The sequence below is a fragment of the Lacinutrix cladophorae genome, assembly GCF_053604645.1.
Map to the genome: position 1 here is coordinate 145,829 of NZ_JBSHNR010000110.1, position 25,633 is coordinate 171,461.

The following is a 25,633-nucleotide window of genomic DNA, read 5'->3' on the forward strand; positions in this document are numbered from 1 at the left end:
TTGTTTAAATAAATAAAATTATAAATTATGGTAAAAAGCTACTTTATGTTGTTGTTTCTATTGTTAGGAACATCAAGTTTTATTAATGCACAACAGGTTTCGGGAAATGTTTCTGATGATTCAGGTCCAATACCAGGAGTTTCTGTTGTTGTAAAAGGAACCACAAATGGAACAACCACAGATTTTGATGGTAATTATTCCATAGAAGCCAGTAATGGAGATGTTTTATTATATTCTTATGTTGGCTATGAGTCACAAGAGGCTACTGTTAGTGGTAGTGTTTTAAATATTACTTTACAATCTGGTGTTGCATTAGATGAAGTAATACTAGTAGGTAATAGAGCGAAACCTAGATCTATTTTAGATTCACCTGTTCCAATTGATAATATTGGTGTTGCAGAGTTGAAGAATACTGGTCAACCTACTGTAGATAAAATGTTAACGTATAAAGTACCATCTTTTAATTCTACTACTCAAGCTATTTCAGATGGAACAGCTCATTTTGATCCTGCAGATTTGAGAGGATTAGGCCCAAGTAGGACATTGGTTTTAGTAAACGGGAAACGTAAAAATCAAAGTGCATTAGTGTATATTAATGATACACCAGGTAAAGGTGAAGTTGGAGTAGATTTAAAAAGTATACCAGCAGCTGCTATTGAACGGATTGAAGTTTTAAGAGATGGAGCATCTGCTCAATATGGTTCTGATGCTATTGCAGGAGTAATAAACATGGTCTTGAAAAAGGATGTTGAATTCACTTCAGTAAGTGCTAAAGCAGGAGTTACTACAGAAGGAGATGGATTTAATTTTGGTGTAGATTTAAATACATCTTTGAATCTAGGTAAGGAAGGTAGTTATTTAAATTTCACAGTTGGCTATTACCAACAAGAAGAGACTAATAGAGCAGGGGAACCTGGTAAAGATGATTTGTTTGGTGTAGCAGCAGATGACCCAACTTTTGGAGCTTGGTTAGCAGATAATCCGGATTTAGGTATGACTATTGGTCAACCAGAAATGAAAATAATGGATATTTTTGTAAATGCAGGGGTGCCAATTGGAGATAAAGGAGCTGAGTTTTACACCTTTGGCGGATTAACCTATAGAACAGGAAAGAGTTTTGCTTTATATCGCACACCATACTGGGTTACAGATCCACACAATCTATTACATGAAGCAGGAACAGAATATCAAGGTTTTCAACCAACATTTGAAACAGATGTTAGGGATAATAATATGACTGCAGGTGTTAAATGGGACGTATTAGGTTTTAAAGTAGATTTAAGTGGTACGTATGGAAGAAATGCAGTAGACTATGAGGTGAATAATACATTAAATATAGATTTAGGAGCAAATAGCCAAACAAGTTTTGATGTAGGAGCTTATACTTTTAGTAACACGCTTGCTAATCTAGATTTAAGTAGAGAGCTTGGATCTTTTGTGGTTTCTTTTGGTGCTGAAATAAAAGGAGAACGCTTTACTGCTGAAGCTGGAGATCCAGCATCTTATTTCAATCCTTCTGGATCTGGAGGAGCACAGTCTTTTCCTGGATTGCAACCTAGTAATGCTGTAGAAGCAAAAAGGGATAATTATGGTGTTTATGGAGCTTTAGATTGGGAGCCGACTGAAAAAATTTTAATAGGTGGTGCAGTTCGTTATGAGGATTTTAGCGACTTTGGAGACAATACGTCATGGAAAGTTAATGGGCGTTATTCTTTAGGGGATAAAGGGGCAATTAGAGCGTCGTATAGTACAGGTTTTAGAGCGCCTTCATTACATCAAATATATTTAAGTAATGTGCAGACACTTGTATCTGGAGGGACAATTTCAAACCAAGGTACATTTAATAATGTAGACCCAATAATTAGAGACGGTTTAGGAGTGCCTCAATTAACAGCAGAAACTTCAAAAAATATTTCTGCAGGAATCACCTTTAAACCAGTTAACAACTTATCATTATCCTTAGATTTCTATAATGTAAAAGTAGATAACCGCGTTTTGTTTACCAATGAAATCGGTTTTGATGCCGATGATACAAGTACGAATCCCGTAGAACAGATTCTAGTAGATAATTCTATTACAAGTTTAAAATTCTTTGTTAACGCTGTTACTACTAATACTACAGGTTTAGATTTAGTTGCAAATTACAGAAACATAGAGTTAGGAAATGGTAAGTTGTCGGCAACCTTGGCTGCAAACTTTAACAATACAGATATTGATGGAAAGATTGATACACCTACTTTGCTTGAAGATAACGGTTATGATATTTTTAATAGAAAGGAACAATCTAGAATAACATCTTCTAGACCAAAAACTAAAATTTTATTAGGCCTAGATTATGAGTTAAACAAATGGAGTTTCGCATTAAATAACACTTATTTTGGTGAAGTGACTTGGCAACATGCAACAGATGCAAACAATGACCAAACATTTGGTGGAAAAATTATTACCGATTTAATTTTTGGTTATGAATTTAGTGATCGCCTTTCTGCATCTTTATCTGTAAATAATTTATTAGATGTTTATCCTGATGAAATTGAAACAGGAGGAGATGTTGTTACTGATCTTGGAGGAAGGTTTAAGTATCCTTGGGAAGTAAATCAATTTGGTACTAACGGAACAACTATTAGTGGAGGGTTGAATTTTAAATTTTAATCATGAAAGTTGTTTTAATAAAAAATCCGAAGCATTTGCTTCGGATTTTTTATTCTATAATTTATTCTTCTATATGCTTGTTTGCAATTAAAACTTCTGAATTCATTATATCTTTTGAAGTTGTTTTCTTTCTTAACCACATTTTAAACTTCATAATTAAGAAGAATAAAATTGGCACTGCAATTAAAGTTAAAAATGTTGCAATTATTAAACCGTAAATTACGGTCCATGCTAATGGCCCCCAAAACACAACGTTGTCTCCGCCCATATATATTTTTGGGTCAAAATCTGCAAATAAGGTAAAGAAGTTAATATTAAAGCCAATTGCTAATGGAATTAAACCAAGAATAGTGGTGATGGCTGTTAATAAAACTGGTCTTAAACGTGCTTTACCTGCTTTAACAATTGCTTCAAATAAATCGTTAGTTTCTAGGTAGTCCGTTTGTTCTAAACCTAAGTCGTTTTTCTTTCTATCTATTAAAAGTTGGGCATAATCTAGAAGTACTACACCGTTGTTTACAACAATTCCTGCTAATGAGATAATCCCCATCATAGTCATCATAATTACAAAAGAAGACCCTGTAATTACCATACCACCAAATACACCTATTAAACTTAATAGAATAGAAATCATGATAATAGTAGGTTTAGATATTGAGTTGAATTGAAAGATTAGTATGAAGAAAATTAATCCCAAACCAGTCAGTAAAGCTCCCATTAAAAAAGCCATTTGCTTGTTTTGCTCTTCAATTTGACCAGTATAATCTATTTTGATGTTTTTAGGCATATTTTCAAAAGCTTTCATTTCGTTTTGTACTTGAGCAACAATTGCTCCTGCATCTGTAAACCCTGGAGATAATTGAGAGTATACAGTTACCACACGTTTTACATCTTTGTGTTTAATTGCACTAAACCCAGAATTGTTACTGTGTTCTGCAATTGCAGAAACAGGAACCTCTTTTAAATTACCAGTATTATCTCTAAACGTTATTTTTTGATTAAAAACAGCATTAGGATTGTACCTGTTGGCCTTATTAAAACGAACATAAATATCATAATCTTCACCGTCTTCTTTATAGATTCCTGCTTTAGCTCCAAAGATAGAATTACGAATTTGTTGACCAACTTGTGATGTATTAATACCTAACTCCCCAGCTTTTTTACGGTCTACAACAACCTGCATTCCAGGTTTGTCTTTGTTTACATCAATCTTAATTTCATCTACTCCAGGAATATTCTTTGAGTTAATAAAATCTCTCATTCTTTCTGCAGTAACAATTAACTCACTATAATCATTACCTTCAATTTCAATGTTAATTGGAGCTCCTGCTGGTGGTCCGTTAGCATCTTTTTCTACCGAAATTAAAACTCCTGGATAAATGCCAACCAATGCCGCTTGTACTTTCTGGCGTAATAATTCACTGTCTTCACCACGTCTGTATTTATATTCACGCATAGAAGCAGTAATTTTTCCTTTGTGTGGTAATTCGCCTCCAGAACCTGCGTCTACAGTTGGATTACCTGCTCCTTCTCCAACTTGCGAAACAGCACTTTCTACCATAAAATTGTAGTCGCCATCTGTGTATTGCGATTCGTTTAATACAACATATACTTTCTTTTCAATTTCTTTAGTAATTGTATTCGTTTTTTCGATATCTGTTCCTTGCGGATACTCTATATAAACAATAATTTGATTAGGCTTATTGTCAGGAAAGAATTCTACTTTAGTACGTTGTGAAGCCAATGAAGCTCCAAAAGCAATAAAAGAAATAATTAACAATAGAAAGGTTCCACCTATTAGCCAGTAAGGTCTAGATTTAGATAACGCTTTACGTAATTGACGTTCGTACCAATTTTCTAAACGTGGTAGTACTTTGGTTTGAAAAGCATTTGCCCATTTGCGTAAAAAGAGTCTATACGCCCAAAGCATGATAGCAGTAAAAATCATTAATGACCCTAATGCTCTATTAGTACCGCCAACTAGGTATATTAATACCCCAAGAATTGCCATAATAGTTGTTACTATAATAATTTGTTTTAATGGCATATTTTCATCTTCGGTACTCATAAAGTTAGAGACTAAAACCGAGTTGAAAAAGATAGCTACTATTAATGAAGAACTTAAAACAATAGCTAAAGTAATAGGTAAAAGTTTCATAAACTCTCCCATTACCCCTGGCCATAAACCTAACGGTATAAATGCTGCAACTGTTGTTGCTGTAGAGATAATTATTGGAAAAGCAATTTCACCAATCCCTTTTTTTGCAGCATCTATTCTGTTCATGCCTTCTTCGTCCATAAGGCGATACACATTTTCTACAACCACAATTCCATTATCTACTAACATCCCTAAGCCCATAATTAAACCAAAGAGTATCATTGTATTTAAAGTATAGCCTAACATGTTTAATATCATGAGCGACATAAACATAGACATTGGTATTGCAAAGCCTACAAATATGGCATTTTTAAACCCTAAAAAGAACATTAACACAGTAACTACTAGTATAACACCAAAAAGGATGTTGTTTACTAAATCGTCAACAGCAGCAATCGTTACAGAAGATTGATCGTTAGCAATGGTTACTTCTAAATCTGGAGGAAAAACATTGTCTATTGCATCCTGTACCATAACTTGTATTTGCTCGGCAGCAGCAACCATGTTAGATCCAGCGCGTTTTTTGACATCTAACATTACAACCTGCTCTCCATATTGTCTAGCAAATGTTGTAATGTCTTTTTCTTTAAAGGAAACATCAGCTACATCTTTTAAGTATATAGGGTTTCCGTTTTCTGCTTTTACTACAAAGTTTTCTAATTCGGAAGGCTTTTCTATTTCACCTAAAATACGAATGGTACGTCGTTGACCGCTAGTTATTAAATTACCAGCAGACATGGTAGAATTCCCGCCATTAATAGTGTTAATTATATCGTTAAAGCTAACTTTTGCAGCTTGCATTTTGTAAATATCTACTGCAACTTCTACTTCTTTGTCTTGTACACCGCGAATGTCTACTTGTTTAATTTCTCGAAGGCTTTCAATTTCATCTTGGAGGTATTCACCAAATTCTTTTAATTTTCCAACAGTGTAATCTCCAGAAATGTTAATGTTAAGTATTGGCATTTCTTCACTCATGCTCAATGCAAAAACATTAGGTTCAACTTTTGCTCCATTAAAAGTTGGCCAATCTTCACTAGAGGTTTCTCCTTCTATTTCATCTTTTACTTTTTGCTTGGCTTCTTCAACTTCCAGATGCTCATCAAACTCGACAATTACCATAGAATAATCTTCTTGTGATGTTGAGGTGATTTCTACAACATTACTAACGGTTTTAAGTTTTTCTTCTAGTGGATCTGTTATTAGTTTCTCGATGTCTTCGGCAGTATTACCAAAAAATGGTGTGCTTATGTAAATTTTAGTTTCTTTAATTTCTGGGAAACTTTCACGCGGCATTTCAAAAAAAGCAGAAACACCTAAATAAAAGATAACTGCCATAACTACATACATGGTAGTTTTGTTGTTAATTGCCCAAGAGGATAATCCGAATTCTTTATCGACTTGGTTGTTTTTTTTCTTTTTAATCATGAGGTCTAAATTACTGGTTGATTACTTTAACGGTTTGTCCGTTTTTCACACTACGTGCTCCTTCTTGAATAATTTCAGCACCATCATTAATACCTTTTAAAACTTCAATTACATCACCTTGTGTTTTTCCTGTTTCAATAATTACACGTTCGGCAACTCCTTCTTCGTTTTCATTTTTATCTTTTACTACATAAATGTATTGTTTTCCTTCTGCATTTTCCGAAATAATACTTTGCGGAATTAACAGAGCTTCTTTATTTGTATAGTCGTTAATTTTAAGTTTTGCTGTTAAGTTAGGTTTAATGGTTTTGTCTTTATTAGGAACAGCAACTTCTACCTTAAAGGTTCTATTTGCAGGATTGATGAAATTGCCAGCCTGTCTTATTTTAGCGTCTAAAGTTTTTCCTAAAATTGGAAATTCTACTTCTACATTTTTATTTACAGTTACATTAGAGATATATCGCTCTGGCACATCTGTCTCAATATACATATTGTCTAAATTTACTATACGCATCAATTGCGATTGTCCTGCAGCAACTACACTTCCTTGGTCTGTAATAACATCATCAATAGTTCCTGTGAACGGTGCTTTAACTACCGTTTTTTTAATTTGTTGTTGTATTTGGTTTACTGCTTGTTCTTGAGCTTCGTAACTAGATTTTGCTTGTAGGTATTGAATTTCACTTCCAATTTTTTGGTTCCATAAACGTTCTTGACGTTCAAAAGTAGTTTTAGCAAGGTTTGCTTGAATTTGCACTTGTGCTAATTGCTGACTCATGCCCCCATCATCAATTTTGGCTAAAATTTGACCTTTAGAAACTTTTTGTCCTTCTTTTACGTATACACGAGTAAGAATACCAGAGTATTCTGGAAAAATTAATAGGTTGTTTTTAGTACTTACACTTCCTTGTAATTCTAAAAAGTGATTAAAAATAGTTTGTTTAGCTTTAAAAGTCGTTATTAATGGTACTTTTTTAGTGGTGTCTAATTTTGCGATTTTTGAATCTAATTGCTTTAGTTGTTCTGCAATTTCTTGTTGTTGTGCAACGATTTCTCCACGTTTTATTCTAATGGTTTCTAGGTTATTGCTTTCTAGAACTTTTTCAATAGTATTTTTTTTCTTTTCACCACCACAGGAAGCTAAAAGGAATGCTGCAAGTATTATTGGATATATGTTTTTCATTTTAAAATGGTTTCTGGTTGTTTTAGTTTTTAGGTATTTCGTTTAAAGCAGTTTCAAGTTCTGCTTTGGTATTAATAACATCTAGCATTGCTTGTAATAATTCTTGCTGTGCTGCGTATAACTGTGTTTGTGCTTGACGTAAATCGAAACTAGATGCGATGCCTTCAAAAAATTTAGTTTGATTTTTTTGTTCGATACGCTCTGCAAGATTTAAGTTTTGTTTTTTGTTTTCGTAATCTTCCATAGCAAACTGGTAATCGCTTTTGGCAGCTGCTATTTGTAGTTTTAATTGTTGTTGGGTTTCTGTTAAATCCTCTTCCGCTTTTTCGAGATTTACTTTTGCTCTTTGGGTAGATGCACTACGCATTCCTGAGCTAAATATTGGTATATTTAAACTCATACCAAACATAGAAGAGCCAAACCATTTTTGATTGCTATTTGCAAAATGAAATGTTTCGTTATAAGCAGAATACCCTCCATTTATAAAAGCATTTAATGTTGGTAATGCTTTGCTTTTTTCAAGTTTAAGTAATAGTTCTTTTGCTACTTTATCATTTTCAGCTATTTTGAAATCTATAGTGTTTTCTACATTTTCTTCAGCATTTAATAGGTGTAATGCCGAATTATAATTAGCCAAGCCACTTAAACTATCTGTTAATTTAGAGTTGATGCTTAAGTCTAGACCTAGTGTTATATTAAACATTTGGTATGCTAGTTTTTTTAGCCTCTCAGTATTTTTTAATTGGCTTTTTATTCCAGAAAGAGTAATTTGTAATTGTTCTACACTTTCTTCTTCTTCTAAGCCATTCTCATAAATTTTTGTGGTTTCGAAAATATTTTTTTCTAAAACACTAATATTTCTGTTTAAAACCGCCAGACTTTCTTCTGCAAGTAAAACATTGCCATAAGCATTAATAACAGCTTTGCGCACCTCTAAATCTGTTTTCTCTTTTGCATTTTTAGATATTTCTAGAAATACTTTAGCAGACTGTAATCCTACTAGATAGGAGCCGTCAAATAATTTTTGTGTTAAAGTGGCAGTTGCAGTTGTGCTTTGTTTTGTGCTAAAATTAACAGGTATAAATGTCCCTGGTGTTCCTCCAGTTAGCTCAGCAGGAAGTAATGTAACTTGTTGTTTTAACCAGTTTTGGTAATCTACCGTTGCATTTATTTGAGGTAAACCAGTTGCAGTGGTTTCCCATTTTTGTAATTCTGCTGCTTTAATATCTCGTGCTGCATTTTTTGCAGTCCTGTTGTTTTTTAAAGCATAGTTTATTGCTTCTTGTAAGCTAAAACTCGAAGTGCTTTCTTGCGAAAAAACTACAGAGGTAATTACAAAGAATAGCAGTGTGATACTTTTTTTCATTAGATTGATTTATGATTGATTTATGATTGATTGTTGTTTATAAATTTGTTTAAAGTTTGTAGCCCTTTTTCGCTACAAATTGCTCTTAAATGGTATTCTAGGTAGCTTTCCATTAGATATTCCATGGTGAATTTATTGGAAGGAAAAATACTTTCATCTTTAATTCCCGACATTCCATTAAAGTACATTCTTGAAATAAAATCAACATCTATATTTTTTCTGAATAAATGGGTGTCTACTCCTTTTTGAATACTATCTTTAACCGATTCATGCATTTTTTCAAATTGTTTCATCTGTAAACTTTGATAAATTTGCGGATAGTATTTCTTCAATTGATATTGTGGTGATGTTTTTTCATTTTTTAAATAATTCATCACAAACATTTTAATGTCGTACAATTCTTCAATTGGGTTCTGCGAATCATTACAAATACAATCTATTCCGCCACAAATGTTTTCAAAAACATTTAATGTAGTAGCTTCTATTAATTTGGTTTTATTCTCAAAATGTTGATATATAGTTTTTTTGGATATGCCTAAAGCATTCGCTATATCGTCCATAGTGACACTCTTAAAACCTAAGGTTAAGAATAATTCGGCCGATTTATGTATAATTTTTTCTCTCATAATTTGATGCAAAGATAGTACAGGAAACTTTAAGTACAAAAAAAGTTTCCAAAGTTTTAATCATTTTTTAACTTTTACTTAAAGAATCGCTTTATTATTTTATAAATCCCTTATTTTTGCAGGATGCAAAACATTCTATTTTACCAAGAAGCATTTGTTTCCTATTTAGAGAAATTTGTTTCCAAGAGAGAGCCAGAAACATTATATGATCCGATACATTATATATTAAATATAGGAGGTAAAAGATTACGTCCTGTTTTAACTTTAATGACAGCAGAGATTTTTAATACGGATTATAAAAAAGCTTTAGATGCAGCTTTAAGTATAGAGGTATTTCATAATTTCTCGCTTGTGCATGATGACATTATGGACGATGCACCTTTGCGAAGAGGACAAGAAACAGTTCATGAAAAATGGAATATAAACACAGGTATTCTTTCTGGTGATGCGATGCTTATTTTAGCATATCAACTTTTTGAAAATTATAATCCAGAAACCTTTCAAGCGTTAGCTAAATTATTTAGCAAAACAGCATTAGAAGTTTGTGAAGGCCAACAATATGATGTTGATTTTGAAACACGTGAGGATGTTACAATTACCGAGTATTTAAAAATGATAGAATACAAAACTGCAGTTTTGGTTGGTGCAGCTATGCAAATGGGAGCAATTATTGCAGGAGCAACAAAGGAAGATCAAAATACAATTTATCAATTTGGAAAGAATCTAGGAATTGCTTTTCAATTGCAAGATGATTATTTAGACGTATTTGGAGATCCAGAAACCTTTGGTAAACAGGTTGGTGGTGATATTATTGAAAACAAAAAAACGTATTTATATTTAAAAGCTTTGGAGTTTTCTTCGGAAGCAGACCAGCTTCAATTACAACATTTATTTAGTATAAACCCTACAGATGCTTCTGATAAAATTGAAGCTACAAAAGAAGTTTTTATTACTAGTGGTTCTGCCGAAGCAACAAAGCGAGCTATTGAAACATATACAAATAAAGCATTTCTTGTTTTAGAAACTTTACAGATTTCAGAAGAAAATAAAACAGCATTAAAACAGTTTGGTAAACAATTAATGAACAGAACCGTATAATGCTATTTCTTTGAAATAAGGTAAAGTAGTATAAAAACTAAATTTAAATAGATTTCTGCATTTGCTGGAAGAATAAAAATGAATTCACCTATAACTTTTAACGATTTAATTGAAGAGGCAAATAGTCTTCAGCTTTATAAAAAATTAATAAAACAACTTAATAAAGATTTTTTGTTTGCTAACATTGATTTAGATTTTGACGAAGAAATTTTACCTACAAGTTTAAAGCTGTTACTTCATGAAACGGTTTATAAACTCATACAAGAAAAGTTTGCAGAGTATTTAAATCTTCTTTACATAATAGATGTGCCAGAAAAACAAGTTAAAGAATTAAACGGAGACGATACGGTTCAGTTAGCCGAAGATGTTTCGTTTTTAATTTTAAAACGCGAATGGCAAAAAGTATGGTTTAAAAATAAGTATTCTTAAAAATAAACTCTAACAAAAGGAATCCAGGCACTACCATATACACTTTTGTCGTCATCATATAACACATCGTATCTTATACCAATAGTAAAGTTTTGAGACCTGTAACCAGCACCTAAGAATAATGCGGGTGACCAATATGTTTCATCTAAATTACTAACATAGCTAGAATCAAAATCCCTATTTACGTGTAACTGCTCGAACTCTCCAGAGAGTTGTATTTCTGGAATAGGATTATACAAACCAATAATACCACCACCTAAAATAGTTGATTTGTAAGCATTTTTACGTTTGTTATACGTAGCATTAAGAGTTATACCTAAAGCAAATTGATCGTCAAATTGGTAAATAGCACTTGGCGCTAAAGTCCCACTAAAAAACCCATCACCAAAACCTAATCCAATTCCACCTCCAACACGAACTTTTTGCCAAAAAGCACTCTTTTGTTTTACATTATTTTCTTGTGCTTTTGCAGATATAATAACAAAACAAGAAAAGACTAAAAAAGCAATAATTTTTTTGGTGAAAGGAGCAGATATATTCATAATTGTATAAAATGTTAAAATAGAATGTTATAAATATAATAAAACTACATCTAATTTTAGTAAAAGTTGTATTTTTGAATAAATTTTGTTGAAGCTAGATTCTCTCAAAAAAAATAATGGATAAATATTCCTTTTTAAACGCAGCACATACAGCATACTTTGCTGATCTTTACGACCAATATATAAAAAACCCAGACTCCGTTGAGCCTAGTTGGAGAGCCTTTTTTCAAGGTTACGATTTTGGTTCCGAAACTTTTGGAACAAATGGAGAAATAGTTGAAGGTGTTTCAACTCAAATTCCAGAACATGTTCAAAAAGAGTTTCAGGTAGTAAAACTTATAGATGGTTATAGAACCAGAGGTCATTTGTTTACCGCAACAAACCCAGTTCGGGCAAGACGTAAATACGCACCAACTCTAGAAATTGAAAACTTTGGCCTGTCTCAAGCAGACCTAGACACCGTTTTTAATGCTGGAGATATTTTAGATTTAGGCCCGCAAACACTTCGTGAAATACGTAAACATTTAGAAGCTATTTATTGTAGTTCTATAGGTGTAGAGTATATGTACATTAGAAATGTTGAACGTAAACAATGGGTTCAAAATAAATTGAACTTTAATGATAATCAACCAAGTTTTTCTGCTGAAGAAAAAAAGCACATACTTAAAAAATTAAACGAAGCAGTTTCGTTTGAAAGTTTTTTACATACTAAATATGTTGGACAAAAACGTTTTTCTCTTGAAGGAGGTGAATCTTTAATTCCTGCATTAGATGCACTTATTGAAAAAGCATCTGAATATGATGTAAAAGAATTTGTAATGGGAATGGCACATCGTGGTCGTTTAAGTACACTTACTAATATTTTTGGTAAATCTGCAAAAGATATCTTTAGTGAGTTTGATGGTAAAGATTACGAACAAGAAGTATTTGATGGAGATGTAAAATATCACTTAGGTTGGACTAGTGATAGAGTTACAGACACCGGAAAAAAAATAAATCTAAACATTGCACCAAATCCGTCGCATTTAGAAACGGTTGGCGCTGTAGTAGAAGGTATAACAAGAGCCAAACAAGACGATAAATACCCAGAAAACCCATCGCAAGTACTACCTATTGTAGTTCATGGTGATGCTGCAATAGCTGGACAAGGTTTAGTGTATGAAATTGTACAAATGGCACAATTAGATGGTTACAAAACAAACGGAACCATTCATATAGTAGTAAACAACCAAATAGGTTTTACAACAAATTATTTAGATGCAAGATCAAGTACCTATTGTACCGATGTTGGAAAAGTAACACTTTCGCCAGTATTACACGTAAATGCAGATGATGCAGAAGCAGTAGTTCATGCCGTTTTATTCGCTCTACATTTTAGAATGAAATTTAAACGTGATGTCTTTATTGACTTATTAGGATACAGAAAATATGGACATAATGAAGGAGATGAACCAAAGTTCACGCAACCTTTATTATATAAAGCAATAGCAAAACATAAAAATCCTAGAGATATTTATGCGGAGAAATTAATAGCTGAAGGAGTTATAGATAATAATTATGTTTCTAAATTAGAACAAGATTATAAAAATGCATTAGAAGAGAAATTAGAAGATTCTCGAAAAATTAAAACAACAGAAATCACACCATTTATGAGTAATGAATGGATAGATTTTACTACTGCTCAAGAAGACGGGATGATGCAGCCAGTGGACACTTCGTATGCTGCTGAAGGATTAGCGAAAATAACGAAAGTACTTTCTAATCTTCCTGAAGATAAAAAGTTTATTCGAAAAATTTCTCGCCTTATTGAATCTAGACAAACCATGTTTGATGAAAACAGATTAGATTGGGCAATGGCAGAACATTTAGCATATGGAACCCTTTTAGAAGAAGGTTACGATGTTAGAATTTCTGGTCAAGATGTAGAAAGAGGAACCTTTTCACACAGACATGCTGTTGTAAAAGTAGAAGATAGCGAAGAAGAAATTGTATTACATAATAACATAAGTGATACTCAAGGAAACTTCTATATTTTTAACTCCTTATTATCAGAGTATGGTGTTGTAGGATTCGATTATGGTTATGCTATGGCAAGTCCAAAAACTCTAACCATTTGGGAAGCGCAATTTGGAGACTTTAGTAATGGAGCGCAAATTATGTTAGATCAATATATCACTGCAGCTGAAGATAAATGGAAATTACAAAATGGTTTAGTGATGTTATTACCACATGGTTATGAAGGCCAAGGGGCAGAGCATTCTTCTGCTCGTATGGAGCGATATCTTCAAATGTGTGCTAAAGATAATATGTTTGTAGTAGATTGTACTACACCTGCAAATATGTACCATTTGTTACGTAAGCAAATGAAAGCAAATTTCAGAAAACCACTAATTGTGTTTACACCAAAGAGTTTACTACGTCATCCATTAGTTGTTTCTAGTGTTGATGAAATAGCTAACGGAAGCTTCCAAATGCTAATTGATGATGCAAAAGCAACAGCAGATAACGTAAAGACGTTAGTGTTTGTAACCGGAAAGTTCTACTATGATTTACTAGAAGAGCAACAAAAATTAGAAAGAGAAGATGTTGCATTAGTTAGAATAGAGCAATTATTCCCATTACCAATAGAAGATATTCGAAAAGTATTAAGTAAATATACAAATGCAGACGATATAGTTTGGGCACAAGAAGAACCAAGAAATATGGGAGCTTACAGCCATATGTTAATGCATTTAGAGGAAGCTAAAACTTTTAGAGCAGCAAGTAGAAGACCTTATGGAGCACCAGCAGCTGGTAGTTCTGTACGATCTAAAAAACGTCATCAAGAAGTAATTGATTTCGTGTTTGACAAAACAAAAAACAATCAACGATAATATAAAGTAAAATTATAGAGCATGATTTTAGAAATGAAAGTTCCTTCACCAGGAGAATCTATTACAGAAGTAGAAATAGCAACATGGTTAGTTGAAGAAGGTGATTATGTAGAAAAAGACCAAGCTATTGCAGAAGTAGATAGTGATAAAGCAACATTAGAACTCCCTGCTGAAGCTAGTGGAACAATTACTTTTAAAGCAGAAGAAGGAGATGCTGTTGCCGTTGGAGCAGTGGTATGTTTAATTGATACAAGTGCAGCTAAACCAGAAGGAGGTGAAGCTCCAAAAACAGAAGCTAAAGTAGAAGCACCTAAAGCAGAAGCTCCAAAAGCAGAAACACCTAAAACTGAGACTTACGCAACAGGAACAGCAAGTCCTGCAGCAAAAAAGATTCTAGCAGAAAAAGGAATGCAAGCATCTGCTGTTAAAGGAACAGGAAAAGATGGTAGAGTAACTAAAGAGGATGCTGTACAAGCAGTACCTTCAATGGGGACACCAACAGGTGGAAATAGAGGTTCTTCTAGAAGTAAAATGTCTATGCTTCGACGTAAAGTAGCAGAGCGTTTAGTAGAAGCTAAAAACACAACAGCAATGTTAACTACGTTTAACGAAGTTAATATGACTCCAATTTTTGAATTACGTACTCAATATAAAGAAGACTTTAAAGCAAAGCATGGTGTAGGTTTAGGATTCATGAGTTTCTTTTCTCTTGCAGTAGTAAGAGCATTACAAATGTATCCTGCTGTAAACTCTATGATAGACGGAAAAGAAATGTTAACCTACGATTTTGTAGATATTTCGATTGCAGTATCAGGACCAAAAGGACTTATGGTTCCAGTAATAAGAAATGCAGAAAACTTATCTTTTAGAGGTGTTGAATCTGAAGTAAAACGTTTAGCCCTTCGTGCAAGAGACGGTCAAATTACTGTAGATGAAATGACAGGTGGTACATTTACTATTACTAATGGAGGTGTTTTTGGAAGTATGTTATCTACACCAATTATAAATCCACCACAAAGTGGGATTTTAGGTATGCATAATATTATTCAAAGACCAATAGCTGTAGATGGTAAGGTAGAAATTCACCCAATGATGTATGTGGCATTATCTTATGATCACAGAATTATTGATGGTAAAGAATCTGTAGGATTCTTAGTGGCTGTTAAAGAGGCCCTAGAAAACCCAGTAGAATTGTTAATGAATAACGATATTAAGAAAGCTTTAGAAATGTAACATTTTAAAAGTTTATAAATAAAAAAGCGCGATATCCCTAAAATCGCGCTTTTTTTGTTTAATTAACTAAAATAAAACTAAAAGAAATTTACATAAATGTTAACTAGTATAATTGTAATAACTAAAATAACTAAACCAGCAATAAGTAGTTTGTGTGTGAAATTTAGGTTGTTTTCCATTTCTAGAGTATTTTCCATTTTTTCCTAATTTAAACTCTTTAGATTATGTTATTCTAAAAAGTGATTATAAGTAATTGATTAATAGCACTGTAAATATAAAACAGATAAAGCACAAATGAAATACGTAGATATACGTATTTTTTAGATTTTATTTTTTGAGTAAAAACACTTTAATCTGTTGTTTTTGTAATGGTTAGGTCGTTTTTGGTTAAATAAGTGTAAAAATTAAGTTTAGTAGATGTATGCGTTAAGAGATATAAAAAAGGAAATTTATAGTATCTAAATACGAGAGCTTATATTATTCGCTTTTGTTAAAAAAGCGAAAACTCCACATTATAATAATGTAGAGTTTTCTTGCAAAAATAATTTTCCCTAAAAACTAATTAATAGCATACAGTAAAGATATGTTATGTTATCGATATAAAAAATACGTAGTTCTACGTATTTTTTAATAAAAATAGGCTGTAAAAAATAAAAGGCTCTAGCTTAAAAAACTAGAGCCTTTAACAATTCTCCCTAAGAACTGATTAATAGCAGTGTAAAGGTATGTTATGTTATTGACATGTGAAATACGTAGTTCTACGTATTTTTTAATAAAAAGAGCTGTAAAAAATAAAAGGCTCTAGCTTAAAAAACTAGAGCCTTTAACAATTCTCCCTAAAGAACCGATTAATAGCAGTGTAAAGATATGTTATGTTATCGATATAAAAAATACGTAGTTCTACGTATTTTTTAATAAAAATAGGCTATAAAAAATAAAAGGCTCTAGCTTAAAAAAACTAGAGCCTTTAACAATTCTCCCTAAGAACTGAATTAATAGCAGTGTAAAGGTATGTTATGTTATTGACATGTGAAATACGTAGTTCTACGTATTTTTAAAACTTATCTTTATTTAAATTAGCCCATATAGATAGCGCTGTTGGTTTATTGTCAAGTTTTAGTTTAGCAACAATGTTAGAGCGATGTTTTTCTATTGTTCTAACAGAAATAAAAAGCTTATCAGCTATTTGCTGACTAGTCATGTTTTCGGAGATAAGCAATACAATCTTTCTTTCCGATTTAGTAAGGTTTTCTAATACACTTGTACTATTTACTGTTTCCGATTTGTTGAGGTAGTCTGCAATTTCTTCACTAAAATAAGGTTCATCCATTTCTACATGTGCAATACATGTTTCAATTTCTTCAATAGCAAACTCTTTTAATATATAACCGTAAATACCAAGTGCTTTTGCTTTATCAAAAATTTCTTCCTCTTTATCAAAAGTGATTAAAATGATTTTAGTATCTAGATTGTTTTTTTTGCATTCTGCTGCAACTTCTAATCCCGTCATATATGGCATTCGAATATCTAAAAGCGCAATATCTGGTTTTTCTTTTATAATAAGATTATAAGCTGCTTGTCCATCTGGAGCACTTCCTAATATATTAAAGCCTTTAGAAGCTAAAAAATCTTGAATGCCACGAAGCATTAATGGATGATCGTCTGCTATGATTATAGAAGTGTTCATTAATTTTGAGGGAGTAATAGTTGCTATTACTGGTAAATGTAAGAAAATAGTTTAGTTATTTAGGCCTTTTTTAGATACAAATATTTCTTTTCATAATCAATAATTGCTTTCCCTTTTTTTAATATATCTGCACCAATAATACCATCTACTGGTTTTGCGTTATGGTTGGTAAGTGCCGTATTAACATGTGTGAGATTAAATAGGATAAGCGCTGTTTTTTCGTTTTTCCATCTCCCAATTTTTAATTTGTTTTTTTTAGAAATTTGAGTCAGCATATCTGTTGCTCCAGCTCCAGCTGCTTTTATTTCAGAATCTTTAACTTTAAGCTTAAAGGTTTCTATAGCTTCAAAACCAACACAAGAACTAGAAGCTCCAGTGTCTAAAATAAAAAGCCCTTTCACTCCATTTATTGAGGCCTTAATTTCAAAATGATTTGTTTTAGTGAGTTTCAGTTTTATTTTTAAATACTCTTGTTTTAGTAAAAACTCTTGTAAAGTTTTCATGTGTTCTTTCTATTAAATTTAAGGAATAAAAATACAAGTAATATTAGAGATAGTATAGTTATTAACACATATAATGAAAAAGAGCTTTCTGTTTTTGGTGTTACATTTCCATAATAAACAAAAGCGCTCCAATAATAGGGGGATTTTTTTATATTATTTATTTCATTATTATTTAGGTATTCAATTTTTGAAATATTGTTTGCTATAAATTCGGATTTGTGTTTGCTATAATTTTGGTAAAAGGACGTCATAATTTGCGAAGTAGCTAAATCATTAATTTGCCAAAGTGAAAATAATACATTATTTGCTCCTGCATATTGAAACCCTCTAGCTATACTTAATGCGCCTTCTCCTTTTTGTAATGCACCAACTCCAGTTTCGCAGGCGCTTAAAACAACAAGATTTGCTTCTATTTTAAGGCCATATAGTTCGTTTAAACTTAAGGTTTCATCATAAAAATCAATACTTGCAGGTTCTTTAAAATTACCACTTTTTGCATGTGTAGATAAATGAATAATACTATATTTTGATGCTTTTTCAATAAACTTATTTTTTGTTGCCTCTGCTTGTAAAAGAAAATCTCCATGCAAAATGTCTTCTATGTTTTCAGCTTCTGTTTTAGAATATATTAATTCTAGGTTTGTTCCTTCAAATACTGGAAAAATACCTAGTAGACTTTCTTTTTTCTTTGTTTTGTTTTGATTTAAATATAAGTAAGCATTAGCATTGTAAATCAGTTTGTGTTTTTTAACTAAAAACGGCATCTTTGAAAAGGAGGTGCTTTCTGTTTTTGCAGTTAATAATGCGTCAAATGGAATAAAACTCAATCTACTATCAGGAATAATAATGACATTTTCTTTATCTGTTATTTCATCTAATAATAGCGTTTTATAAGTTGTATATGCATCTTCTGTAAATTTTGAAATATTATTATTTATGATTGCACTCGAATTAAAATAATTAATGAAATTAGAAATATTGTTTTTGTTTTCAGCGTTCAATTTTATACGATTAAAACGAGCTGCTTTGTCTGAAAAAATAAATTGATAGATGTAATGTATTCCATAAAAATACTCAACAAGAACAGCTTGGTCTTCTTGTAGTTTTGCTTTTAAACTTTCCAATCGAATTTTCTCTATTTGTTCAGAAATAGCATACTTTTTATGAACTTTAATATTTACTTCTTTTAAAGCAATACTAATTGCGTTAAGTTCTTCTCTTAATATGTTTTTTTCTGTTGCAGAAGCATTATTAATAGGAGTGTTTATTAATTGGTTGGTGAGTTGTTCTTCTTTTTTAATAAGCAGGTTTTGCTTAATTAGTACGCTGTCTTCTGGGTGTTGATCTAGAAGTGTTTTTTTAGTCTTGATATCTTTTAATATACTTGCTTTTTGATTTTCGGCATAATAAAAAGCACGTTCGGTATATTGAGTGTTGTCTGTATTTTGTTGAAGCTGATAAAGAATATTAAGACATTTTTCGCTACGAATTCTATTGGCATAAAGATTAAAAAGTTGCCCTTTTTGGGAAGTGATATTTTGTTCTATTAAAGACGAAGCATAAAAACTTAAATCATAGCAAGCCAATGCTTTTTCTGGATTGGTTTGCATTTCTGCAAGTAAATCAAAAATATCAATAAAAGTGTTTTCTGGATATAATTGATTTTTGTTTGGAAGCTTTTTTTCTTCTAAACCCGGAAGCAAAATTTTTAATGCATAGTTTACATATTTGTTTGCTTGTAAGGAGTCTTTTAATAAGTAATACAGTTGTCCTTCTTGAAAAGCTAATTTCGCATATTCACGACCGGATTGTAGATTGTTTATGTTGCGGTTTTTAAGTTTGTTGAAGTTTTTTTGTGCTTCTTTATAGTCTTTGTTTTTTAGAGCTTGTTCATATTTTAATGTAATATCTATTTCAGATTCTTTAGTGTGAAATCCAGGAGTAATTACCTTATCTATAATAGTAACTTTGTTTTTTATAAAAAGGGAACTTCTAGATTGTATGGTCTTAAGTGTTTTTTGTTGATAAGGTTTTAGGTTTTTAAAAAGCAACCCTTTACTTGCTGTTGCATATGCTAACTGGTAGCTTCCTATAGATTGATACAGAGTTGCCAAATTAATGGATGCTGTTATTTTTTGACTTGTGTTGTTTTGCTTTTCAGCAAGAAAAAGATATTGTTTAATAATATTTTCAGCATTGGTGTAATCTTTTGTTTTATGGTATAATGTACCCAATGGAATTAAACAATATTCTGTAATATCATAACTAACTACATTTTGTTTTTTGTACAGCGTCCATGCTTTTTCATAGGTAGCAATGGCTTGTTGTTGTTTATTTGAAGCATCTAAATAAAATGCTTTATTTGCTAGAAGATTTATGAAAGCAAAATATTCATCTTCGGTAGTTAAGTTATTTTCAAATGCACTTATTTTTTTATCAAGTGTGCTAAGAGTGGCTTCGCTTTTACTTGCATTAAAAGCTTCTGTTGCTTCATAAATGGCATTTTCTAAATCTTGAGAAAAACCCAATCTAAGAATAAAAAAGCAGAGAATAAATAAGTGTTTTTTCATTAAATACAAGATTGGTTTAGGGATTTCTTATACTTCGTTTTAAAATTTCCAGATGGCATATAATTGCAAGTAATTAAAGTCTTCTTTAAAATTAATAACATATCTAGCTCCTACACTTGGCCCAATTCGTGCAAAACCAGCAGTAGCTTCAAATAATAAACCTGTTCTAAAATTATGGAAAGAATTGCTGGTTTTGTTTGAAGACTCGTTAATAGTAGTGTATGGCCCAAAGTCAATGCCATTAATATTTTCTGCTTGTTCTATTTTTGTGCTGTTTTCTGTTTTTGAACTTAAAGAAAAAGCGCCTTGTAAACCAGCTCCTAAGCCAATGAAATTATTGATGTTATATCTCGCTAAAATGGGGATTTCCCAATCTACATTGTCATAGCTATTATACGTTGTGGTTCGTTCTCTTCCAATAAAAGCAGGAGAATCTATTTCATTTACGGTTACTGTTTTGTTACTATCATAGCTATGAAAACTATTTAGTAATTCTACTTGCCAATACCATCTGTATGATTTGTAAGGAGAAAGTGTGGCTCCAACAAAATAGCTTTTAGAGTTTTCTAAATTAGCATATATGTTATATCCTGCTTTTATTCCTATAGAGTTTCCAGGTAAAAATCTAGTAGTAGAATAATTTGTAATTATTGGATCGTTTTTGTCAAAAATTATTGCCGTTTTACTTTTGGTTTTTTGTTTGTGAAAATCCTTACCAAACTTGATACTGTATTTTACAAATCCTTTCGTAGAATCATATTCTTTTACATTTTTTTGTTCGCTACCAGGAAGGTAAATGTTTTTAAACGTGAATATTGCTTGTTTTTCGGTGAAAGTAGTGTCTAGACAGCTATATTCTACTTCTCGTTTCGGACAAATTTCGCATTTAGGATACATGTCTTCTACTAAAATGGAAGATTTATCAAACATATCTGGAATATCTGTTTCCAATCGAATCGTTCGAGCGGGACCTTCGCCATTATTTTGAAACTTTATTTTAAATTTAGGACGTTTAAAACGAACCAATCTATAATTTAAAAACGTTGCTGAAGTAGACATTTTGTTTGGGTCATGCGAAGTTACAATTTCCATTTCCATGTCTTTTACATTATGGTTGTCAAAATTATCATCAGGAATATATACACCACGTACAGAAATAATAGCGCTTGTGTCTTTAAGCATTTCTGGTGTTGTTTTTAAAGTGTAAAAAACATTTCTTTCTTCGTTTGGTTTCATATTATCAAATTCTAAAACACTAGCATTTTTATAATATGCTTTAGAGGTTTCTAAAGTAAGCGGTAAATTGCTTTTTTCTGTACTGTCTTGAAACTTTAATCGTAATTTAGCGATGTTATCTTCAATGGATGCTACAACACTTTCATGGTCGTCATAATCATAAGTGTATACAAAATCTGTAGCAATGCTTTCTCTTTCGTTATGGTAAGTTCTAGTGTCTGTTAGTTCGAAATTATTGGCTTGGTATTTTTGTTCATTATAAAACAAATGTAGTTTTCCGCTAGTAGCATAATCTTTAGCGTTTTTATAACTCATAATAACCACAATTTCTTCTTCTGGCATTGGTTCGGTATTACGTTGCAGTTCTAGGTTTGCACTCATACTTGCCGTTTCTGTATAGCTTTCAGGATTTGCATCCTTGGTCATACTTAATTTTTTAGGTCTAGAAACTGGAGGTTTTCCGGTGTCGTAATTATTAGTAGACCAGAGTTTAACTTCATAATCTCCAGCTTTTTTATAGGTGTGTTTTGGGTTTGTTTCTTTACTGTATTCTCCATCTCCAAACTCCCAATAGTGCGTGTAAAAAGCTTTTGGTGCTCCTGCTATTTGGTTTAATTCAGGTGCATTAGGAGTAAAGTTTACTTCGTTTCCGTTAGTATTATATTCAATGGTAGCTACTCGTCTTAATGTGTCTATGGTTTGCGTTTGTTGTGCGAACGAATACCAAGAAAAAATTAGGCAAATTAATAATGTAGTAAATTTCATATAAGTTAGATTAAAGCTTTTAAAGATACAAAATAGGATAATTTAATATAACGACCAATATACTTTAAAAAGAGCTATTAAAAATTTATGTTTTTATGAAATGGGAGTTTCAGTCTATTAAAGGCTTTGTCGGTAGTCTAAAAGTGATATTGTTTTTATTGTAAATAATAAAAAGAGCAGAAAATATGTTTTCTGCTCTTTTATTAATGTTTACAATCTTGTTTTATGGTAATGCATTTATTAATGCAGTTAAACTGTTTTCTGTACCTGTATTAGTTTCGCCTAATGTAAATGTAATTATATGGTTAGCAACTATGGTTACAGGTTTTATTGCATATCTCCAAACCCCATTATCTTCGGTAACAAAAATAACATGACATTCTAAGCCAATAGGTATTTGCCCATAATGTTCACTAAAGATATTAGTATTATTATCAAAAGTATCTAGATTTGCTAAAGCTGGAGCTTCACCATCGTACGATAAATATACAGCACTATTTAAATTTGTATAGTTTGCAGGAGGTTGCACTTGAATTTGAGTTTTTGGTCTAGGATCACTATAAAAACGATCTACATTCGTCCATCCAAAATCTAGAAAAGCATAATAGGAATTCTCTTCTACAAAAACATCTTCGTTATTAACAGCGGGGTCTATTTCATTCCAAGTTAAAAGATCTTCATTGTCTATTTCACCTTCCCATAAAGTCATTACTGGATCTGGATCACCAGTTAAATTAGTAGGAATAATAAGTTGTAAACCACAGTTTGTTTCTAATTGGTTTCCGTTTTGTGTAGCTTCTACAAAAAATTCACCGCCTGAAATTAATAAAGCTTTGTCTCCATTTGGTAATTGGCCCATGGTAGGTTTGTTTGTAGTTAGCATGTTTCCTTTTTCAAATAACTCTACAAATTCTAGATCTACCTGTCCTGTTACTGTATTCCCGTTTAAGGTTAAACAATCCCCATTAATGTTTATTTGTACTCCGGCTTCCGAGGTAAGTGATATGTTACCATCGTCTGCATTAAACTGAAAGGTTTGTGTTGCATTTCCTAATGCTTGATCTTTTAATTCTGAAAAAGCTTCTGCATCTGGCACATAATTTTCTGTATTCGAATTGCCATCGTCATCAGGATTACAGCTTGTAAATAAAATGGTAGCCAAAAATAGGCTTCCAAACACTCGCTTTAAAGTGTTATTTACTAAGTTTATAATGTTTAATTGTGAATTGAAATTTCTTGAATTATTCATAATTTATAGATTTATTTGTTATACATGTTTATAAAACTGGGCACAGATTTTGTTACCCAGTTTTTAGATTTGTTTAATTTTTATTTAGGACTGCTAGCAATAATTCTGTAATTGATTATATCTCCTTTTGTAACTAATTGAATCATTCTTTTAGCTGTAAACTCTGAAGAAGCAAATCCTTGAGCTTTTGCATTTTTACTGTCTGCTTCCCAGTAATAAAGTCTTGCTTCTTTTTGGTTTAATTCGCTTGCTAGCATGTAATAACTATTAATTTGTCTTTCTAAAACAACTTCTGCTTGTCCAACAATATTTGCCATTCTTTTTGCATCAAATAAGGTTAATGCGGTTCCAGAAAATTCTCCATTTGTAGTTTTTACTGTCCAATCGTACACCTGAATTAAATCGTCTTTTGCAATTTCTACGTTTTCCATTGTAGTGTTTGGGTTTGTATTACTTGTTGTAGCGTTCATGTTTAATAAGCTAAATACTACTGTTGCGATAATTAAAATTGAATTTCTCATAATTTCTAAATGTTTATTGTTTTATAATTTGTTTTTTAATGTTTGCCATTTTGGCTTTTACAACCTTATATCAAAAGCATTTAAAATTTGTTACCCTTATTTTGTAAAGTTTTTTTAAATTCGTTGGCAACCAACCGAAAACAAAAGGGTTTATGAGTGCAAAAAAAATACACGAAGACCAAAAATATATAGAAGGATTACTTGAAAACAACTCCTTTATTATACAAGCCATCTACGACACCTTTGTACCAAAGGTTATTAATTACATAAAGCAGAATAGTGGAGATGCAGATCAAGCACAAGATGTAATTCAAGAAACACTTATTACTATATATAATCAGGCTAGTCAAAAAAAACTACAATTAACTTGTCCTTTTGATGCTTATTTTTTTCTGTTGTGTAAACGGAAATGGCTAAACGAATTAAAAAAGAAGACTAATAAAGAGGTAACAATAAATGAAGAAGTGCTATCTAAAGATGACGACTCACAAGAATTGGCTTTCGAAACCTCATTATTTGGAGAAAAGCAAGCGTTATTTAATACCATGTTTCAACAATTAGGAACAGCATGTAAAGATTTAATTAAAGCAACTTTTAAAATAAAATCGATGGAAGAAGTTGCTGCAAGTTTAGGTGTAACTTATGCGTATGCTAGAAAAAAGAAATCGCTTTGTATTGGTAAATTAACCAAGATGGTTCAAGAGTCACCACAATTTAACCAACTTAATTATTAGCAAAATGAAAGAAGAAGATTATATATTATTTGAAAACTATTTGGCAGGCGAACTTGCCGTAGAAGAAAAAGCACTTTTTGAAGATCGATTAGAAACAGATGCTGCTTTTCAGGAAAGTTTCAAAACGTACAAAGCAGTCTCCGGGTTTTTAGAACATAAATTTGAAAATGAAGCAACAACAAATGCTTTTAAATCTAATTTAAAGTCTATTTCTAATGCTCATTTTAATGTTACCAAAAATACTTCCGAAGAAAACAAAAAAACAAACCCATTTCGTATTTTAAAATATGCCATTGCAGCATGTGTTGTTTTAATGTTTAGCATTTTTACTTTTAACCAATTTAACAATCCAACATATTCCGACTATAACTCGCATGAACCAATGACGGTTGTTCGAGGTAATGTAAAAGATTTAATAGAAGCTACAAAAGCATTTAATAATGAGGAGTATGAAAAAGCAAATTCATTATTAAAAAAAGTGCTTGAAAACGATCCAGAAAACACAGAGATACAACTATATTACGCAATTACAAATATAGAGTTAGATAATTTTAATGTAGCAGATACCGAATTAAATAAAATTATTACTGGAAAATCGGCCTACAAAGATAAAGCGTTTTGGTATGCAGCTTTAAGCAGATTAAAACAGCGTAAAATTGATGCTACTATAGTTTTATTAAAACAAGTGTCTGAGGAATCGGATGATTATAAAGAAGCTCAAAAACTTTTAAATAAATTAGAATAAAAGCGAAAGTATTAGGCTATTAATTTACTTATTTT

Annotated in this window: 18 protein-coding genes; 7 read left to right on the top strand and 11 right to left on the bottom strand. The window is 31.6% G+C overall.

Annotated features, from left to right (window positions below):
* The first annotated feature begins 27 nt into the window (after window positions 1-27).
* Window positions 28-2,652: a TonB-dependent receptor gene (locus tag ACVC3Y_RS08010; protein ID WP_452226586.1), complete on the top strand. Its 2,625-nt coding sequence runs from the start codon at window positions 28-30 to the stop codon at window positions 2,650-2,652.
* A 61-nt stretch (window positions 2,653-2,713) separates the two neighbouring features.
* On the opposite strand, the gene ACVC3Y_RS08015 is transcribed toward ACVC3Y_RS08010, so the two are convergent.
* From ACVC3Y_RS08015 to ACVC3Y_RS08030, 4 genes are read right to left on the bottom strand one after another with little or no spacing between them, the layout of a single operon-like run.
* Entirely contained in the window at window positions 2,714-6,238 is a 3,525-nt protein-coding gene (locus ACVC3Y_RS08015) for an efflux RND transporter permease subunit (RefSeq protein ID WP_303422907.1), read from the bottom strand.
* A gap of 10 nt (window positions 6,239-6,248) precedes the next feature.
* The gene (locus ACVC3Y_RS08020) at window positions 6,249-7,421 is read right to left on the bottom strand and encodes an efflux RND transporter periplasmic adaptor subunit (RefSeq protein WP_452226587.1); all 1,173 of its coding nucleotides are present in this window, start codon (window positions 7,419-7,421) and stop codon (window positions 6,249-6,251) included.
* A 22-nt stretch (window positions 7,422-7,443) separates the two neighbouring features.
* Window positions 7,444-8,787 carry a TolC family protein gene (locus ACVC3Y_RS08025; RefSeq protein ID WP_452226588.1) on the bottom strand — a complete coding sequence of 448 codons (1,344 nt, stop codon included), beginning with the start codon at window positions 8,785-8,787 and terminating at the stop codon, window positions 7,444-7,446.
* Window positions 8,788-8,807: 20 nt separating this feature from the next.
* On the bottom strand, window positions 8,808-9,413 hold the full coding sequence (locus ACVC3Y_RS08030; protein WP_452226589.1) for a TetR/AcrR family transcriptional regulator: 606 nt from the start codon (window positions 9,411-9,413) through the stop codon (window positions 8,808-8,810).
* Between the two features lie 123 nt (window positions 9,414-9,536).
* Between ACVC3Y_RS08030 and ACVC3Y_RS08035 the strand changes: the two genes are divergently transcribed.
* Window positions 9,537-10,511: a polyprenyl synthetase family protein gene (locus tag ACVC3Y_RS08035; protein ID WP_303422893.1), complete on the top strand. Its 975-nt coding sequence runs from the start codon at window positions 9,537-9,539 to the stop codon at window positions 10,509-10,511.
* 78 nt (window positions 10,512-10,589) lie between these two features.
* The gene (locus tag ACVC3Y_RS08040) at window positions 10,590-10,940 is read left to right on the top strand and encodes a hypothetical protein (protein WP_303422890.1); all 351 of its coding nucleotides are present in this window, start codon (window positions 10,590-10,592) and stop codon (window positions 10,938-10,940) included.
* Here the strand turns inward: ACVC3Y_RS08040 and ACVC3Y_RS08045 are convergent.
* Window positions 10,937-11,482, bottom strand: a complete 546-nt coding sequence (locus ACVC3Y_RS08045) for an alpha-ketoglutarate decarboxylase (RefSeq protein WP_452226590.1) — start codon at window positions 11,480-11,482, stop codon at window positions 10,937-10,939. The genes ACVC3Y_RS08040 and ACVC3Y_RS08045 overlap by 4 nt on opposite strands.
* Before the next feature lie 116 nt (window positions 11,483-11,598).
* Here ACVC3Y_RS08045 and ACVC3Y_RS08050 point away from each other — a divergent pair, with 116 nt between their 5' ends.
* Window positions 11,599-14,355, top strand: coding sequence for a 2-oxoglutarate dehydrogenase E1 component (locus ACVC3Y_RS08050; protein WP_303422884.1), 2,757 nt, complete (start codon window positions 11,599-11,601; stop codon window positions 14,353-14,355).
* A gap of 21 nt (window positions 14,356-14,376) precedes the next feature.
* A complete protein-coding gene (gene odhB, locus ACVC3Y_RS08055) occupies window positions 14,377-15,588 on the top strand; it encodes a 2-oxoglutarate dehydrogenase complex dihydrolipoyllysine-residue succinyltransferase (protein ID WP_303422881.1) in 1,212 nt (403 codons plus the stop codon).
* 1,054 nt (window positions 15,589-16,642) lie between these two features.
* Here odhB and ACVC3Y_RS08060 read toward each other — a convergent pair.
* From ACVC3Y_RS08060 to ACVC3Y_RS08085, 6 genes are all read right to left on the bottom strand, one after another.
* Window positions 16,643-17,275, bottom strand: coding sequence for a response regulator (locus tag ACVC3Y_RS08060; RefSeq protein ID WP_452226591.1), 633 nt, complete (start codon window positions 17,273-17,275; stop codon window positions 16,643-16,645).
* Window positions 17,276-17,334: 59 nt separating this feature from the next.
* Complete coding sequence (locus tag ACVC3Y_RS08065) at window positions 17,335-17,778, bottom strand: retropepsin-like aspartic protease (RefSeq protein WP_303422876.1); 444 nt, start codon at window positions 17,776-17,778, stop codon at window positions 17,335-17,337.
* Window positions 17,775-20,348 carry a CHAT domain-containing protein gene (locus tag ACVC3Y_RS08070; protein WP_452226592.1) on the bottom strand — a complete coding sequence of 858 codons (2,574 nt, stop codon included), beginning with the start codon at window positions 20,346-20,348 and terminating at the stop codon, window positions 17,775-17,777. Before ACVC3Y_RS08070 ends, ACVC3Y_RS08065 begins: the two co-directional genes overlap by 4 nt.
* Window positions 20,349-20,387: 39 nt before the next feature.
* Entirely contained in the window at window positions 20,388-22,349 is a 1,962-nt protein-coding gene (locus ACVC3Y_RS08075) for a DUF7849 domain-containing protein (protein WP_452226593.1), read from the bottom strand.
* Window positions 22,350-22,572: 223 nt separating this feature from the next.
* Window positions 22,573-23,598, bottom strand: a complete 1,026-nt coding sequence (locus ACVC3Y_RS08080) for a hypothetical protein (protein WP_303422868.1) — start codon at window positions 23,596-23,598, stop codon at window positions 22,573-22,575.
* An 80-nt stretch (window positions 23,599-23,678) separates the two neighbouring features.
* Complete coding sequence (locus ACVC3Y_RS08085; protein WP_303422866.1) at window positions 23,679-24,119, bottom strand: hypothetical protein; 441 nt, start codon at window positions 24,117-24,119, stop codon at window positions 23,679-23,681.
* Between the two features lie 152 nt (window positions 24,120-24,271).
* On the opposite strand from ACVC3Y_RS08085, the gene ACVC3Y_RS08090 reads away from it, so the two are divergent.
* Together ACVC3Y_RS08090 and ACVC3Y_RS08095 are read left to right on the top strand one after the other, a co-directional pair.
* The gene (locus ACVC3Y_RS08090; protein WP_303422863.1) at window positions 24,272-24,853 is read left to right on the top strand and encodes an RNA polymerase sigma factor; all 582 of its coding nucleotides are present in this window, start codon (window positions 24,272-24,274) and stop codon (window positions 24,851-24,853) included.
* Window positions 24,854-24,857: 4 nt separating this feature from the next.
* Window positions 24,858-25,598 (top strand): tetratricopeptide repeat protein, encoded by a 741-nt coding sequence (locus ACVC3Y_RS08095; RefSeq protein WP_452226594.1) that lies wholly within the window; start codon window positions 24,858-24,860, stop codon window positions 25,596-25,598.
* Window positions 25,599-25,633: the final 35 nt, after the last annotated feature.